General features: G+C 76.3%; 14 protein-coding genes. 10 read left to right on the top strand and 4 right to left on the bottom strand.

Annotation, left to right across the window (positions count from 1 at the left end; translation table 11 throughout):
* Positions 1–428: 428 nt before the first annotated feature.
* From M0638_RS01120 to M0638_RS01095, 6 genes are all read left to right on the top strand, one after another.
* Complete coding sequence (locus M0638_RS01120; RefSeq protein ID WP_248665108.1) at positions 429–1,133, top strand: hypothetical protein; 705 nt, start codon at positions 429–431, stop codon at positions 1,131–1,133.
* Between the two features lie 32 nt (positions 1,134–1,165).
* On the top strand, positions 1,166–1,975 hold the full coding sequence (locus M0638_RS28680; protein ID WP_282571768.1) for a CDP-alcohol phosphatidyltransferase family protein: 810 nt from the start codon (positions 1,166–1,168) through the stop codon (positions 1,973–1,975).
* A 73-nt stretch (positions 1,976–2,048) separates the two neighbouring features.
* Positions 2,049–3,245, top strand: coding sequence for an AI-2E family transporter (locus tag M0638_RS01110; protein WP_248665110.1), 1,197 nt, complete (start codon positions 2,049–2,051; stop codon positions 3,243–3,245).
* 75 nt (positions 3,246–3,320) lie between these two features.
* Entirely contained in the window at positions 3,321–4,052 is a 732-nt protein-coding gene (locus M0638_RS01105; protein ID WP_248665107.1) for a P-loop NTPase family protein, read from the top strand.
* 361 nt (positions 4,053–4,413) lie between these two features.
* Complete coding sequence (locus tag M0638_RS01100) at positions 4,414–6,621, top strand: RNA degradosome polyphosphate kinase (protein WP_248665106.1); 2,208 nt, start codon at positions 4,414–4,416, stop codon at positions 6,619–6,621.
* 261 nt (positions 6,622–6,882) lie between these two features.
* Positions 6,883–8,400: a Ppx/GppA family phosphatase gene (locus M0638_RS01095; protein WP_248665105.1), complete on the top strand. Its 1,518-nt coding sequence runs from the start codon at positions 6,883–6,885 to the stop codon at positions 8,398–8,400.
* A 272-nt stretch (positions 8,401–8,672) separates the two neighbouring features.
* Here M0638_RS01095 and M0638_RS01090 read toward each other — a convergent pair whose 3' ends face one another.
* The gene (locus M0638_RS01090) at positions 8,673–9,677 is read right to left on the bottom strand and encodes an NAD-dependent epimerase/dehydratase family protein (RefSeq protein WP_248665104.1); all 1,005 of its coding nucleotides are present in this window, start codon (positions 9,675–9,677) and stop codon (positions 8,673–8,675) included.
* A gap of 273 nt (positions 9,678–9,950) precedes the next feature.
* On the opposite strand from M0638_RS01090, the gene M0638_RS01085 reads away from it, so the two are divergent.
* Positions 9,951–10,469, top strand: a complete 519-nt coding sequence (locus M0638_RS01085; protein WP_248665103.1) for a hypothetical protein — start codon at positions 9,951–9,953, stop codon at positions 10,467–10,469.
* Positions 10,470–10,553: 84 nt separating this feature from the next.
* Here M0638_RS01085 and M0638_RS01080 read toward each other — a convergent pair whose 3' ends face one another.
* Both M0638_RS01080 and M0638_RS01075 read right to left on the bottom strand, forming a co-directional pair.
* On the bottom strand, positions 10,554–11,162 hold the full coding sequence (locus M0638_RS01080; protein ID WP_248665102.1) for a methyltransferase domain-containing protein: 609 nt from the start codon (positions 11,160–11,162) through the stop codon (positions 10,554–10,556).
* A 292-nt stretch (positions 11,163–11,454) separates the two neighbouring features.
* The gene (locus M0638_RS01075; protein ID WP_248665101.1) at positions 11,455–12,351 is read right to left on the bottom strand and encodes a LysR family transcriptional regulator; all 897 of its coding nucleotides are present in this window, start codon (positions 12,349–12,351) and stop codon (positions 11,455–11,457) included.
* Positions 12,352–12,479: 128 nt separating this feature from the next.
* Between M0638_RS01075 and M0638_RS01070 the strand changes: the two genes are divergently transcribed.
* Positions 12,480–12,926: a DMT family transporter gene (locus M0638_RS01070; protein WP_248665100.1), complete on the top strand. Its 447-nt coding sequence runs from the start codon at positions 12,480–12,482 to the stop codon at positions 12,924–12,926.
* Positions 12,927–13,146: 220 nt separating this feature from the next.
* Positions 13,147–14,055, top strand: a complete 909-nt coding sequence (locus tag M0638_RS01065; RefSeq protein ID WP_248665099.1) for a potassium channel family protein — start codon at positions 13,147–13,149, stop codon at positions 14,053–14,055.
* 226 nt (positions 14,056–14,281) lie between these two features.
* Here the strand turns inward: M0638_RS01065 and M0638_RS01060 are convergent, their stop codons facing one another.
* Positions 14,282–15,259: a Bug family tripartite tricarboxylate transporter substrate binding protein gene (locus tag M0638_RS01060; protein WP_248665098.1), complete on the bottom strand. Its 978-nt coding sequence runs from the start codon at positions 15,257–15,259 to the stop codon at positions 14,282–14,284.
* A gap of 367 nt (positions 15,260–15,626) precedes the next feature.
* On the opposite strand from M0638_RS01060, the gene M0638_RS01055 reads away from it, so the two are divergent.
* The gene (locus M0638_RS01055) at positions 15,627–15,974 is read left to right on the top strand and encodes a hypothetical protein (protein ID WP_248665097.1); all 348 of its coding nucleotides are present in this window, start codon (positions 15,627–15,629) and stop codon (positions 15,972–15,974) included.
* Positions 15,975–16,020 lie beyond the last annotated feature (46 nt).

Below are 16,020 nucleotides of genomic sequence, written 5' to 3'. Positions count from 1 at the left end.
GGCGGCATCGCCCGGCTTGTAGCGCGCGCGCCGCGCCGTGCCACGGGGCTTGCGGCGCCCCGGCCCCGCGCCGCACGCGGCCCTGCGCCCGCCGGCGCCGCGGCGAGGCAGGACGGGGCGGGGCGGCGCGACGGCCCGCTGCCGCGGCACGGCCGGCCGCGCCCGCGAAATCTGTTTTGCATCGCGACGAGCCGGGGCAGTCTGCCACCCCGCCCCGGCCGGACGTCGATTCGCGCTGCCCGGCCGCGTGCCGCGCCGCGGGGCTGATGGAGGACGGCATGCCTGGCTGCGGGCGGGATGGGATGCTTGATGGGATGCCGGCCGGCGCGGGCGGGCCGGTGCGTTCCTTGGGCGACCACCGGAAGGACCACGGGAGGGCCCCTCGGGCGGGCCGCCCCGGCGCGCTCCGGCGGCCGCCGCCCTGCCACATGCTGGCGCTGGCGCTCGCCGCGTCGCTGCTCGCACCCGCGCTGCCGGGCGGCGCCCGCGCGCAGGGCCTCGCGCCCGACCCGGGCCTTCCCGCCGAGGCCCCGGCCGGGCCGAATTTCGCCCAGCGCAACATCCCCGCCGAGGCCACCGCCGAGGATGGCGTGGTGGCGCGCGAGCGGGCCCTCACCGCCGGCCGCCGCACCGCGTGGGAACGCCTCGCCGCCGAGGCCGGCGCGGCCGGCCGCCACCTTTCCGACGCCCAGATCGAGGGGCTGGTCGATTCGATCGTGATCGAGCGCGAGCGCACCTCCCCCACCCGCTACGCCGGCCGGATCACGGTGAACTTCAACCCGAACCGGGCGCGCCGCGCCCTCGGCGGCACGGCGGTGGCAGGTGGTGGCGGCGCGGGCGGCGGCGCGGCGCCATCCGGCCCGCCCCGCCCCGCCCCCGCCTCCTCGACCATCGAGGCCGAGGCGCGCTACCTCTCGCTCGCCGAATGGGTGGACCTGCAGCGGCGCCTGCGCGCCGCCCCGGACATCGCCTCGGTGAGCATCGTCACCGTGGCGGTGGACGCGGCGCGGCTCCGCCTCGGGCTCCGCGCGCCGGCCGAGGCCGTCGCCGGCAGCCTGCAGCCCGCCGGCGTGAGCCTCGCCACCGGGCCGGCGCCCGGCGGCTGGCGCGTCGGCATCGCCCGGATCAACTGACCTGCCGCACGACCGAGCCGGAAGCCAAGCCCATGCCGCCCGACCCGGCAGCGCCCCGCCCTGGCGGCCAGGGGGGCGCGCCCGCCCCGCCGACGGGCGCCGCCGGCACGTCCCGCCCCCCCGCGCCCGACGCCCCGCCGCCGGCGGTGGTGCTCACCCTGCCCAACGTCATCACGCTGATGCGGCTCTGCGCCGTTCCGGCGACCATCTGGCTGATCCTGCAGGGGCGGCTGGACGCGGCCTTCTGGCTGTTCGTGGCGGCGGGCGTCTCGGACGGGCTGGACGGCTGGCTGGCGCGGGTGCGCAACGCCCGCTCGGCCCTGGGCGCCCTGCTCGACCCGGTGGCCGACAAGGCGCTGCTGGTCTCGGTCTACGTCACCCTGGCCGCGATCGGCGTGCTGCCGGACTGGCTGGCCATCCTGGTGGTGTTCCGCGACCTGGTGATCGTGGGCGGCGTGGCGCTGCTCGCCCTGCTCGGTCCGCGGCCGCCGATCCGGCCGCTGCCCATCTCCAAGCTCAACACGCTGCTGCAGATCGCGCTGGCCGGCGTGGCGCTCCTGCTGGCCGGCCCCGGGCGGGCGCTCGGCGGCCCGCTGGGCTGGCTGCAGCCGGCGCTGGTCTGGCTCGTGGCGGCGAGCACCCTGGCCTCCGGCGCCGCCTATGTGCGGGCGGCGCTGCGCCCCGGCGGGGGACCGCCGGCGACCGGCCCGGCCCGCGCCCCGCCCGCCTCCGCCCAGGCCGGCCCCGCCGACCCGACCGCCTCCGCCCCGCCCGCCGCCGGCGGCGCGCCGTCCACCCCGCCAGCCGACCGGCCGGCCGGCGGCGGCGCCCCCCATGCCTGATGGCCCGCCCCCACCCCGGCCAGGATCGCCGCCGCTGCCGACCGCCGAGCCGCCCCCGCCCCGCCCCGCCGGCATGAGCCCGCTGCCGCCGGGCCGGGAGCCGCGCCGCGATGCCGCGCCGGCCCCCTCGCCGCCCGCCGCCGCCCGCCCCGCCGGCGCCGCGCCGGCCGGCCGCGCGGCGCCGGCCCAGCCCGGCTCCACGCGCGGCCAGCGCCTCGCCCTCATGCTCGGGCTGCTGCTGGCGCTGCTGTTCCTGATCTGGCTGTTCTCGGCGATCCTGACGCCCTTCGTGCTGGCCGCCTCGATCGCCTACTTCCTCGACCCGCCGACCACGCGCCTCACCCGCCTCGGCATGCCCCGCACCCTGGCCGCGGCGCTGCTCATCACCGGCCTCGGCGTGGTGTTCCTGCTCTGCGTGCTGCTGCTCTACCCGCTGCTGGTGCAGCAGGTGGCGATCCTGCTCCAGCGCCTGCCCGCCTACGTGCTCGGCATCGGCCGCTCGGTGCGCGAGGCGCTGGGGCCGCTGGAGGCGCGGCTCGGCCCGGAGGTGGTCAGCGACCGGCTGCGCGAGCTGGCCGTGGGCCAGGCGGGCTCCATCCTCTACTTCGTCGGCACCGCGCTGGCGCGCGTCATCACCGGCTCGGTGGCGCTGTTCAACGTGTTCACGCTGGTGGTGGTGACGCCGATCGTCGCCTTCTACCTGCTGCGCGACTGGCCGCGCATGATCGCCCGCGCCGAGAGCTGGCTGCCGCGCCGCTCCGCCGCCACGCTGCGCCAGCTCGGGCGCGACACGGACCGGGTGCTCTCCGCCTGGCTGCGCGGGCAGCTCATCTGCTGCGCGGGGCTGGCCGTGTACTACGCCGTCGCCCTCTCGGCGGCGGGGCTGGAGCTGGGGCTGACGGTGGGGCTGCTCTCGGGCTTCCTGACCTTCATCCCCTATGTCGGCTCCTTCACCGGGCTGCTGCTCTCGACGCTGCTCGCCATGGCGCAGTTCGACACCTGGTCACAGGTCGGGCTCGTGGTCGGCATCTTCGTCGCCGGGCAGATCCTGGAGGGCTACGTGATCTACCCGCGCCTGCTGGGCGACCGGGTGGAGCTGCACGCGGTGTGGGTGATCTTCGCCCTGTTCGCCGGGGGCGTCGCCTTCGGCTTCCTCGGCGTGCTGCTGGCCGTGCCGATGGCGGCGGCGCTCGGCGTGGTGGCGCGGTACTGGCTGCGCCGCTATCTGGAAAGCCCGCTCTACCTCGATCCCCCCCGCGCCGGGCGCTGAGAATCGGGGAGCGCCCGGCTCCCGCCATCGGGCCCCCCCGCCACCCGGCTCCAGCCGCCCCATCCCCCCAGCCCGATGAACGCCGCGCCCCGCCAGCTCGCCCTCGCCCTGCCGCAAGCCGCCTCCTACGCGCGCGCCGACCTGGTCGCGGACGCCTCCAACGCCGCCGCCCTGCGCTGGGCGGACCGTCCGGAGGGCTGGCCCGCCGGGCGCCTCGCCGTCTGGGGTCCGGCGGGGGTGGGCAAGACGCACCTGCTGCGCGCCATCGCCGCCGAGCGCGGCTGGCGGCTGATCGAGGGGCCCTTCCTGCGCGGCCTGCCCGAGCCCGCCCCGGGCGGCGGGGGCAGCCGGGGCACGGTGGTGGACGACGCCGACTGCGCGGCCGAGGAGCGGGCGCTGCTCCACCTCGTCAACCTCGCCGCCGAGCGCGGCGAATCGCTGCTGCTGGCCGGCCGCGCCGCGCCCGCGCGCTGGGAGGTGGCGCTGCCCGACCTCGCCAGCCGCCTGCGCGCCACCGCGGCCGTCGCGATCGGCCCGCCCGGCGAGGCGCTGCTGCGCGCCCTCCTGGCCAAGCAGTTCTCCGAGCGCCAGCTGCGCGTCGCCCCGGGCCTGCGGGAGTGGCTGCTGGCGCGCCTGCCGCGCGAGGCGGCGGCGGTGGCCGAGGCGGCGGCGCGCCTCGACCGCGCGGCGCTGGCGCGCGGCGTGCCGGTCACCCGCGCCCTGGCCCGCGCGGCGCTGGCGGAGTGGGAGGGCTTCGGCGGCACGGAGGAGGCGGGGGCGGCGGAGGAGGAGGCGCGGCTGCTCTGACGCGGGCGGCCGGGGATCGGACGATCCGGCCCGGCGCCACGGTTTCACGGAAGCTTCACACCGGCATGGGCCGCCGCCGCCCGGGGCCGCGCGCCGCGGCGGCCCGCCGCCGGGCCGGCCCCGGGCACCGCCGGGCGGGCGCCGTTTCCAAGTCGGATCCACGATTCCGCGCGTCCCGCCCCCGGCGATCCGGCGCGGCGGCGAGGCTGCCGGGCGCCGCCCCGGCGGCTTCCCGCGGCAGGGCCTCGCCCCGGCGCGCGCCGCCGGGGGGAGTCGCCAGAACCGTCCGTTGCCGCGAGAATGCCCGCTCCCGCCGGGACGGCACGCTCCACCGCCATCCGGTCGAGAAGGGATTCGCGCCATGTCCGTTGCCCTGTCCATCGAGCAGTCCCCGCCCGACGAGCCCGCCATCGCCCTCGATTCCCCCGACCGCTTCATCAACCGCGAGCTCTCCTGGCTCGACTTCAACACCCGCGTGCTGGAGGAGGCGGAGAACCGCCACCACCCGCTGCTGGAGCGGCTGCGCTTCGTCGCCATCTCCGCCGCCAACCTCGACGAGTTCTACTCGGTGCGCGTCGCCGGCCTGATCGGGCAGGAGCGGGCGGGGGTGGTGTACCGCTCGCCCGACGGCTGCACCCCGTCGCAGCAGCTCGTGGCGATCCACGGCCGCGCCCGCCGCCTGATGGGCCTGCAGCAGGCGGCCTGGCGCGAGGTCGCCGGCCAGCTCCGCGATGCCGGGCTGATGCTCTGCGGCACGGAGGAGCTGACCGAGGCGGACCGCGCCTGGCTGGAAGGCTGGTTCATGGACCGCGTCTTCCCGGTGCTGACGCCGCTCGCCGTGGACCCCGCCCACCCCTTCCCCTTCATCGCCAACCTGGCGCTCGCCATGGTGCTGAAGCTGGTGCGCGAGGAGGATGGCGGCACCATGCGCGCCCTGCTGCCGCTGCCGCCGCAGATCGAGCGCTGCATCCGCCTGCCCGCCCTCGAGGGCGAGGCGGGCGCCGGCGGCGCGCCGATCCGCTTCCTGCTGCTGGAGGACCTGATCGGCCTGTTCCTCGGCCGCCTCTTCCCCGGCTTCATCCCCGCCGAGCGCGGCCTGTTCCGCCTGATCCGCGACACCGACGTGGAGTTCGAGGAGGAGGCCGAGGACCTCGTGCGCTCCTACGAGACGGCGCTCAAGCGCCGCCGGCGCGGCATCGCCATCTGGGTCACCGTGGATTCCCGCATGCCGCAGGACATGATGGACTTCGTCGCCGACGAGCTGGGCGCCGCCCGCGCCGGCATCAACGTGGTGGACGGGCTGCTCGGCCTCTCCGACATCCGCCAGCTCATCGTGGACGACCGGCCGGACCTGCTGTTCAAGCCCTACACGCCGCGCTTCCCCGAGCGCATCCTCGACTACGGCGGCGACTGCTTCGCGGCGATCCGCGCCAAGGACATCGTGGTCCACCACCCCTACGAATCCTTCGACGTGGTGGTGCAGTTCCTCCGCCAGGCGGCGCGCGACCCGAACGTGGTGGCGATCAAGCAGACCCTCTACCGCACCACCGCCGACAGCCCGATCGCCAAGGCGCTGATCGACGCCGCCGAGCACGGCAAGAGCGTCACCGGCATCGTCGAGCTGAAGGCGCGCTTCGACGAGGAGCGCAACATCGCCCTGGCCCGCCAGCTCGAGGCGGCCGGCGTGCAGGTCGTGTTCGGCTTCGTCGAGCTCAAGACCCACGCCAAGGTGAGCCTGGTGGTGCGCCGGGAGGGCGGCGGGCTGCGCTCCTACGCGCATTTCGGCACCGGCAACTACCATCCCGTCACGGCGCGCATCTACACCGACCTCAGCTTCTTCACCGCCGACGCCGCGCTGACGCGCGACGCGGCGAAGCTGTTCAACTACATGACCGGCTACGCCCGGCCCGAGAAGATGGCCGCGCTCGCCTTCGCGCCGCTGACCATCCGCCCCTCGCTGCTGGCGCTGATCGAGGCCGAGATCGAGGCGGCACGGGAGGGGCGGCCGGCCGGCATCTGGCTGAAGATGAACAGCCTCGTGGACGAGCAGCTGATCGACGCGCTCTACCGCGCGAGCCGGGCCGGGGTGAAGATCGACTGCGTGGTGCGCGGCATCTGCTGCCTGCGCCCCGGCGTCCCCGGCCTCTCCGACAACATCCGCGTCAAGTCCATCGTCGGCCGCTTCCTGGAGCACAGCCGCATCTACTGCTTCGGCAACGGCCACCGCCTGCCCTCGCGCAAGGCGCGCGTGTTCATCTCCTCGGCCGACTGGATGGCGCGCAACATGGACTGGCGGGTCGAGACCATGGTGCCGGTGGAGAACCCCACCGTGCACGCGCAGATCCTCGACCAGATCATGGTGGTCAACCTCAAGGACACGGCGCAGAGCTGGGAGCTGGGCGTGGACGGCAGCTGGCGCCGCGTCGCGCCGCGCGGCGGCGAGCCCTTCTCGGCCCACGAGTACTTCATGACCAACCCCTCGCTCTCCGGGCGCGGCTCGGCGCTGCACCGGCCGCCGCGCGCCGCGCCGCACAAGCGCCAGCGCCCGGACCGCGTCCGGCAGGACTGACGGCGCACCCGGCGCCGGGCGGGAGGCCGGGCCCTCCGCGCCTCCCCGCCCCCCCCGCCCCCCCCTGCCCCGGGCCCGCCTGCCGGCCCCGCCCGGCCGGGAGCCGGAACCGGCACCGCCGACGGCCGTCCGCCGGCCATGCGCCCGCGACGCGGGCACGCCGCCGGCCTCCCGGCCGCGCCGATTGCGCGCCCGGCGACGCAACCTTATTCGTGCACGGGCCTTCCAGCCCACGCGCCCCGACAGCCGGATCCCGATGCGATGGCAGACACGCCACCCCGCCACGAAACCCGCTCCGCCCCCCGGGCCGCCGTGGTCGATCTCGGCTCCAACTCCGTCCGCCTCGTGGTGTTCGAGGGGCGCGGCCGCAATCCGCACGCCATCTTCAACGAGAAGGCGGTGCTCGGGCTCGGGCGCGGCCTGCAGTCCACGGGCCGGCTGAACGAGGCGGCGATCGCCCGCGCCAAGGTGGTCCTCGGCCGCTACCACGCCGTGGCCCGCGCCATGGGCGCCGAGCCCGTCGAGGTGATGGCGACCGCCGCGGCGCGCGACGCCTCCAACGGGCCGGAATTCGTGACCGCGCTGGAGGCCTGCATGCCCGGCGTGCCGATCCGCATCCTGACCGGCGCCGAGGAGGGGCGGCTTTCCGCCGAGGGCGTGTTCCTCGGCTTCCCCGACGCGGACGGCATCCTGGGCGACATCGGCGGCGGCTCGCTGGAGGTGGTGAACCTCGCCGGCGGCGGCATCGCCGAGGTGGCCTCGCTGCCGCTCGGCACGATCCGCCTCGCCGAGCGCGCGGGGGGCGACCCGGCCCGCGCCCGCGCCGTGGCCGAGGGCGACCTCGCCGGCGTGCCCTGGCTGAAGGAGGGATCGGGCCGCGACCTCTACCTGGTCGGCGGCGCCTGGCGGGCGCTGGCCAAGCTGCACATCGACCAGTCCGGCTACCCGCTCTCCATCGTCCACCACTACGTGCTGCCGCGCGAGGCGGCGCGGACGCTCACCACCTCGGTGATCGCCACCCCGGTCAAGGCGCTGGAGCGCCTGCCCGGCGTCTCCGCCAAGCGCGCCGCGGACCTGCCCTTCGCCGCCGTCGCCATGCGCCGCCTGCTGCGCGCCACCGGGGCGCGCCGCGTCGTGTTCTCGGCCAACGGGCTGCGCGAGGGCTGGTACGGCCGCCTGCTCGACCCCGCCACGCGGGCCGAGGATCCGATGCTGGCCGCGGCGCGCGAGCTGGCCACGCTCTGCTCGCGCGACACCGACCTGCCGCCGGCGCTGCTGCGCTGGACCGCGCCGCTGTTCGAGGAGGCGCCGGAGGCCGAGGGCCCGGCCGCCCGCCGGCTGCGCGAGGCGGCGTGCTGGGTCTCCGACATCGGCAGCCGCGACCACCCCGACTACCGCGCCGAGCAGGCCGTGCTGCGCGTGCTGCGCCAGTACGGGGCGGGGCTCGACCACCCGGCGCGCGCCTTCCTCGCCCTGGTGGTGGGGCTGCGCTACGACGCCCCGGAATCGGCGCCCTGCCTGCTGCCGGCGCGTCAGCTGCTCGACCCGGCCTCGGCGCGGCGCGCCACGCTGCTCGCCGCGGCGCTGCGTCTCGCCTACACCCTTTCCGGCGGCACCCCGGCGCTGCTCGCCAACACCACGCTGGAGCGGCGCGGCGGCCGGCTGGTGCTGCGCCTCGTCGAGGGCACCGGCGTGTTCGTGGGCGAGGGGCTGGAACGGCGGGTCGAATCGCTCGCCGCCGCCTTCGGGCTGCAGGCCAGCGTCGAGGTCGGCGGCTGAACCGGGGGCCGGCCCGCGCCGCGCCCGGTCCCGGCCCGGGACGGCGCCGGCCTTCGCCCCGGCGCGCTCTCCGGGCGGCCGGGTGCGCCCGCCCTGCCGGAACGGCCCCGGCCCTCGACCCGGCGCCTCTTCCGAGCCGCCGGGCGCGTGCGCCCGGCCCGGGAATGCTCTAAAGCTGTTCCAGCCTGACTGTATCAGGCCGGAACGGCTCTAGCCTTTGATTTTTCGCATTTTCCGAGCCGCTGAGCGAGGACGCTCAGCTTGAAAATGCTCTATGGGCCCGGCGGCGCGCTCCCCGCCTGCCCGCGCGCCCACGCCTCCCGCCAGGCCGCGTAGTCGGCGAAGGCCTCCGCCTCGCCGTAGGCGGCGGCGAAGCCCACCTCCCGGCGCAGCCGCTCCACCGCGAAGGGCGGCCGGGGCCGCGGCGCCCCGCCCCCGACATCCGCCGCCGCCTCCGGACCGACCAGCGTGTAGGCGAAGCCGGGGTGTCGCGCCGCCAGCCGCGCGCACCAGGACTCCACCGACCAAGGCCGGCCGGTCGCCACCTGGTACACCGCCCCCGGCAGGGAAGGCGCCGCCAGCAGGCGCGCCACCGCCCCGGCCACGTCGGTGGCGTAGACCCAGTCGGCCGAGACCGAGGCCGGCACCCGCGCATGCCGCCCCGCCTCGGCCAGCAGGGCCAGTTGCAGCGGCAGGCTCAGCGTGTCGCGCACGCCCGTGTCGTACTCCCAGCGCCCGAACACCACGCCGAGGCGCGCCACCGCCACGTCCAGCCCGCGCGTGCGCCGGTAGCGCAGCGCCACCCGCTCGGCCGCGTACTTGGTGATGCCGTAGAGGGATTCCGGCACCGGCGCGTCGCGCGCCTCGTCGAGCAGCGCGACCTGCACCGGCTCGCCGAACACCGCGCCGGTGCCGAATTGCACCACCCGCCCCACCCCCTCGGCCAGCGCCGCCTCCAGCATCTCGATCGTGCCGATCAGGTTGACCTCGGCGATCTCGCGCGCCTGCGTCGCCTCGCGCGGCTGCGCGGCGGTGATGGCGGCGCCGTGCACCACGCGCCGCACGCCGTGCCGGCGCAGCACCGCGCGCAGCGCAGCGCCGTCGCGCACGTCGCCGGTCTCCACCGCCAGCCGCCCGGGCAGCGGGGCGAAGGCGGCCAGCGCCGCGCCCGGCGGCGGGGCGCGGTCGAACAGCACCACCGCCTCTCCCTCGCCGAGCAGCGCCGCCGCGACGTTCAACCCGACGAAACCCGACCCACCGGTGACCAGGACGGCCATGCCCAACCTCCTTTCCGATAACGGAACCGCATTCCGGATTCTCCCCCGGCCGGGCGGGTCCGCCCGACGGCGACGCCGAACGGCGCGACCCGGCGGCAGCGCCCGACGGTGCCCCCCAGGCGGTGCCCCCCCCAGGCGGTATCCCCCCTTGGGCGGCACCCCCTGGCGGTTCCGCCCGACGGCGCCACCCGCGCCACGATGCGGGAGCGATCCGGCCCGCCGCGCGTTCGTTCCGGCATGATCCGCCACCAGCCCCGCCGCCCGCCGCCAGCCATGGCCCGACCCGCGCCGCGGCCGCCCGGCCTCCGGGCCGCCGCCCCGCCCCGGCAACCCGACCGCCCGCGCCCCGCCTTCCGGCGCACCGCGCTGGCCGCGCTCGCCCTCCTCCCGTTCTGCGCCTTCCTCCTCTGCGCCGGCCCCGCCGCCGCCGAGGATCCGCCCGCCCGCAACGTGCAGAGCGGCGTCGCGGAGATCCGCGCCATCATCCGCCAGGCCGAGGCCTGCCACTTCCCGCTCACCGACGCCGCCCGTCGCCGCGCCGCCGAGATCAACGCCGCGCTGGAGGCCGCCGTGCCGGCCGGCTCGCGGGACCGCGTGCGCGCCACGCCCGTGCCGACCGTCCCCGCCACGCCCGAGCTCTGCGCCGAGCGGCACGAGGACTTCCAGGACCTGGAGGACTACCTGACCGGCCCGCGCGGCACCGACCTGCTCACCCAGCTCACCCGTGCCCAGCCCCCCACGCCGGGCGGCAGCAGCCCCGCCGAGCGCGCCGGGGACGGCACCAGCCGATGAGCCCGGCGCCGGCGGTCGGGCCCCGGTCCGCCGGCGCGCTGGCTCTCCCTACGCCTGCCCCGCCGGGCCATCCCGGTGCCGGCCCTATCCGGGCCGCCGCAGCAGCGCCCGCACCACCTCCGCCTCGCCCTGGTGGCGCGGCCCCTCGTCGAGCCGCACCGTGCCCTCCAGGCACTCCAGCACCTCCAGCCCCGCGAAGGCCTCCCGCACGATCGCCCCGCTCCACAGCAGCGCGCGGTCCCTCGGCCCGCCGCTGCGCCGCCCCTCCTGCGCCGGCGTGAAGCACTCCAGCGCCAGCAGCCCGCCCGGCGCCAGCGACGCCGCCGCCCCGCGCGCCGCCACGGCCCGGTCCGCCGGTGGCAGGTGCACGAACACCCACGCCACCAGGTCGAACGCCGCCGCCGGCCAGTCCCACGCCGCGAGGTCCGCGACCACCGTCCGCAGCGCCACGCCCTCCCGCGCCGCCAGGGCGCGCGCCTTGGCCAGCCCCGCCGCCGACCAGTCCACGGCGGTCACCGCCAGCCCCTGCCGGGCCAGCCACACCCCGTTGCGCCCCTCGCCGTCGCCCACCGCCAGGGCGCGCATGCCCGGCCGCAGACGGGGCGTCAGCGATTCGAGGTAGCGGTTCGGTGCCTCGCCGAACTGGAAGTCCCCGCCGCCATAGCGCGCATCCCATGCCGTTGCGTCGCTCACTGTGGATGCTCCCGGATCGTGGCGGCGGGCAGGATAGAGCGGATCGCCGGCGGGCGGACACGCCCGGCGGCGCGAAGCCGCGCTGAAACAACGCGCTGCAGCAAACCGCGGCCCCAACCGGACTGCGGTTCGCCGCGGCGCGGCGAGGCGGGAAGGCGCGGGGCGGAACGGATGCGCCCGCGCCTTTCCGGGCCCCGCCCTCGTCCCGAGGGCGTCGCCCTCCCGGACCACCGAACAAGGGGCACAGGGCCGCCGGAACCCGGGATTCCCGGGGGACGTGCGCCAGTCCGGGTCAGGTCCGGATGGACGACAGCGCACCGCATTCGGCCTTCAGAAGGCCGACGAGGTGGGCTGCGAGGTGGCAGGGCGGCCGGTCCGACGGGCGGACCAGCACCGTCTCGATCGGTATGCGGGGCCGGAACGGCCGCAGCACGATCGGCAGCCCCGCGAGCGCGCGGGCCGCGACCGGATCGACGATGGCAAGCCCCAGCCCTTCGGCCACGAGGCCGCAGCGTGCCGCCGTGTACTGCGCCATGAGGTTGCAGCGCGGCTCCAGCCCCGCCTGCGCGAAAGCGGCCTCGACCGCCTGCCGGAAGAGGCCCGGGCCGCCCACGATCATCGGCTCCCCCGCGAGATCCCGCACCGCGACCGCCCGCCTGCGGGCGAGCGCATGCCGCCGCGGCATGGCACAGACCGCATCGACCGTGAGGAACGGCTCGCACGCCACCCCCGTGTAGCCGGCACGGGGCCGCACGAGGCCGATGTCGCACCGGCCGGACGAAGCCCATGCCCAGATCGTGTCGGGCTCCGGCACGTGGACCGCGACGCGCACGCCCGGGAAATCGGCCTCCAGCCGCCGGATGGCGCGCGGCAGCAGCCGGGCGGCAAGCGAGGGCTGGCAGGCCACGCGCAGCGGCGCAGAGCCGAGTTCCCGTATCTGGCGGGCGACGTGCCGAAGATGGTCGAGCCCGGCCTGGGTCCGCTCGACCTCGCGCGCGAAGGCCTCCCCCTCCCGCGTCGGCAGCGCGCTCCCGTGCCCGCGGACGAACAGGGCGAAGCCGAGATCGGCCTCCAGCTGCGCGATCGCGCGGCTCACATGCGGCTGGCCGATGCCGAGCGCCGCGGCGGCCCGCGTCATGCCGCCATGGCGCCGCACGGCGCAGAACAGGTCGAGGTGAGCCGGGTTCATCATGCCCCATCCGCATGGAAATCCGCATTCCGGGCATTTGACGGCATGGCCTGCCGGTGTTCGTCAATGGTCTCGCGACGCCCCGCCGGGACGCCGCGACGATGCCCCCACGAACCGGCCACGGACCGATGCCCGACACCCTTCTCCCCGCCGCCCTCGCCGTCCTGGCAGGGATCAGCATCGTCGTTCAGCAGGCGCTGAACGCCAATCTGCGCGCATCCCTGAGCTCGGCCGCCTGGTCGGGCTTCGCGAGCTACGCCGTCGGCCTCGCCTGCATGGCGCTGCTCGCCTGCGCCCTCCGCGATCCCCTGCCGCCGGCCGGGGTGGCGTCGCGCATCCCGTGGTGGGGGTGGAGCGGCGGCCTGTTCGGCGCGCTGTTCATCGGCCTCGGCATCCTGCTCGTCCCGCGGCTCGGGGCCGCGACCTTCCTTTCCCTGCTTGTCGCGGGCCAGATGCTCGGCTCGGTGGCGTTCGATCATTTCGGCTGGCTGAACCTCGACCGGCACCCGATCGACCTGCCGCGCCTCGCCGGCGCCGTGCTGCTGATCGGCGGCGTGATCCTGATCCGGCGCTGAGCCGGCGCGTCGGGGACCGGAAAGCGGCGCATGCTCCCGAAGCCCCCGGTGGCTCCATGAGCGTTCCGGAGGAGGAAGCCGCCCCGCCTGCCCGGCCCCGCCGCCGGCAAGCCCCTCCACGGCGCGCAATGGGCCGTCCTCGCCCCCACCAGCACACGGCGGCCGCTTTCTCGCCGGTCGTCCCACCCCACCCTCGCGCCCGCCCGCCGCCCGAGGCACCATGCCCGCCACCATGCCGCCGACGCCCCCGGCTCCGGACACCCCTGCCCCGCCCGCCGTCCACGCCCCGCCCCGGCGCCGCCTCGCCGGCATCCCCGTCGCCGCGCGCCTGCCGCCGGCCGAGGACTGCCCGGCCCCCTTCCCGCCCGGCCTGCGGCGTACCCTCCACGAGCTCTATTTCCGCCCCACCCCGCGCGCCGAGCGCTTCCGCTACGCCCTGCTCGGCCTCGACCTCGCCACGGTGGTCTTCATCGCCGCCACCTCCTTCGTGCGGCGCGGCCCGGCGGTCGAGGTGCTCGACGTGCTGTTCGGCCTCGTCCTTCTCGCCGAGCTGGCCGCCCGTCTCCTCGCCAGCCCGCGGCCGCTGCGCGAGGCCGTGCGCCCGGTCATGCTCGCGGACATGGTGGCGGTGGCCAGCTTCCTCGTGCCGCTCGCCGGCGAGGGCGTGGCCTTTCTGCGCGCGCTGCGCGTCCTGCGCCTGCTGCGCACCTACCGGCTGCTCGAATGCCTGCGCCGCGACTTCCCGGCCTTCGCGCGCAACGAGGAATCGATCACCGCCACGGCCGACCTGCTGGTCTTCATCTTCATCATGACCGGCCTGGTCTACGAGACGCAGCACCGCCACAACCCGCAGATCGGCAACTACGCGGACTCGCTCTACTTCACCATCACCGCGCTCACCACCACCGGCTTCGGCGACATCACCCTGCCCGGCACCACCGGCCGGCTGCTCGCCGTGGTCATCATGTTCTGCGGCGTCACGCTGTTCCTGCGCCTCGCGCAGTCGATGTTCCGGCCGCACAAGGTGCGCTTCCCCTGCCCGCGCTGCGGCCTGCAGCGGCACGAGCCGGACGCGGTGCACTGCAAGGCCTGCGGCCGCATCCTCAACATCCCCGACGAGGGCGAGTGAGCCCCGCCTGCTTGGGCGCGCCCTGGAGCGGATCGCCGGGGCGGCGACGCCCGGGGGCGTGAAGCCGCCCGGAAAGCAACGAGCCGGAGCGGAACGTAGTCCCGACCGGACTGCGTTCCGCTCCGGAGCATTTTCAAGCCGGGTGTACTCACCCGGCGACCCGGAAAATGCGGGAAGCCAAAAGGCTGGAGCCGTTCCGGCCTGATACGGTCAGGCCGGAACGGCTCTAGTCCGCCGAGATGTTCGCCGCGCGCGCGATCGACTGCCAGCGCGTCGCGTTGGCCGCGACCCAGCCGGCCAGCTCGGCGTCGGGGATCTCCAGCGGGTCCACATAGGCCCGGCGCAGCCGCTCGGCCGTCTGCGCCGTGCGCGTGCGCGCGAGCGCCTGGCGCAGCCGCGCGAGCACCGGCGCCGGCGTGCGCACCGGCACGAACAGCCCGAACCAGATGCCGAGGTCGTAGCCGGGCAGCCCCGCCTCGGCGAGCGTCGGCACCTCCGGCAGCGCCGAGGTGCGGCGCGCCGTGGTCACGGCGAGCGGCCGGAACGCGCCGGAGCGGGCATGCGCGGTGGAGGTCGCCGTGGTGTCGAAGCCGAAATCCACGTCCCCCGCCAGCATCGCCGCCACCAGCGGCGAGGAGCCGCGATAGGGAACGTGCGTCGCCTCGATGCCGAGCTGCTTCAGGAACACCACCGCCGAGAGGTGCGAGGAGCTGCCGTTGCCCACCGAGCCGTAGATCAGCGGCCGCCGCTTCGCCTCGTCGGCCAGTTCCCGCACCGTCTTCGCCTCGATCCGGCTCGGCACCACGGAGAGCACGTTGGCCGTCTCGGCGATGGTGCCGAAGCAGGCGAAGTCGTGCGCCGCGTCCACGCCGGAATTGGGGTAGAGCACCGGGTTCACGCCGAACATCGCCGTGGTGCCGAACAGGATGGTGTGCCCGTCCGGATCCGCCTGCGACGCGGCCACGGTGCCGATGTTGCCGCCCGCCCCGGCGCGGTTCTCGACCACCACCGGCTGGCCCAGCTCGGCCCCCAGCGGCTCCGCCACGATGCGCCCGACGATGTCGTTCACGCCGCCGGGCGGATAGGTCACGATCAGCCGCAGCGGCCGCGACGGCGCCCAGCCCGCCTCCTCCGCCCCGGCCCGCGCAGCGGTCGCCGCCATGATCGCGCCGAAGGCCGCGAGCGTTTCCCGCCTCGTCCGCATTCCGTCCTCCCTCCCGTCCTCATCGGCTCCGGCCCGGGCGGCGTCGGCCGTCCCGGCGGACTCCGTGGAGGCACCATAGCGTCAACCCTCCGCCTTGGCGCTCCGGTCCGGCCACGCGGCCGGCGAGCCGCCCTCGACCCGACCTGCCCCAATGCCCGTGCCGGCGCATGGCCGGTCCCGCGGGCTGGGCAGGGTCGGGGAGCGGTGCCGGCGGGCCATCCCCGGTGCGTCCGGCCCGATCCACCCGGATTCCGTCTCACGGGGCAAGCTTCCGTGCGGGCGAGTATCCCAAACGAGAAGAAATCTCTTTTTATTGACAATCCGGGCGGTTCCGCCTACCGTCAGGCACCCGCAGGCGGACTTCACAATGACCTCTCTCGCACCCACACTGGACTGGCAGCATCAGGCGGATGGCGACGCGATGCTTTCCCGGATCAGGACCGGCGCAGGCAGCCTTCTCCGCCTCGCGCTGCGCGGGCGCGGCACGGCGCATCCCTTCGCGATGGACGGGGACCGGGCGCACCGCGAGCCCGCGCTGATGGCCAGGGTCGGGCGTCTCGCCGGCAACCGCGTCGGCGCCACCTGGTACGAGCGCCTGCCGGACGGCACCCGCCCCGGCCATGCCGCGTCCTACATGAGCTTCCACAGCGAGGCGGCGGCACGCCGCTGGATCGCGCGGCAGGCCCGGCACCGCCCCTTCACCTGGATCGACTGACCAGGGACCTCTCGGCGCGTTCCGGGGCAGGAAGGGCCCGCCCCGG

Source organism: Roseomonas acroporae, from assembly GCF_023223525.1.
Lineage (GTDB): Bacteria > Pseudomonadota > Alphaproteobacteria > Acetobacterales > Acetobacteraceae > Roseomonas_E > Roseomonas_E acroporae.
This window is presented reverse-complemented; position numbering and strand designations above follow the sequence as displayed.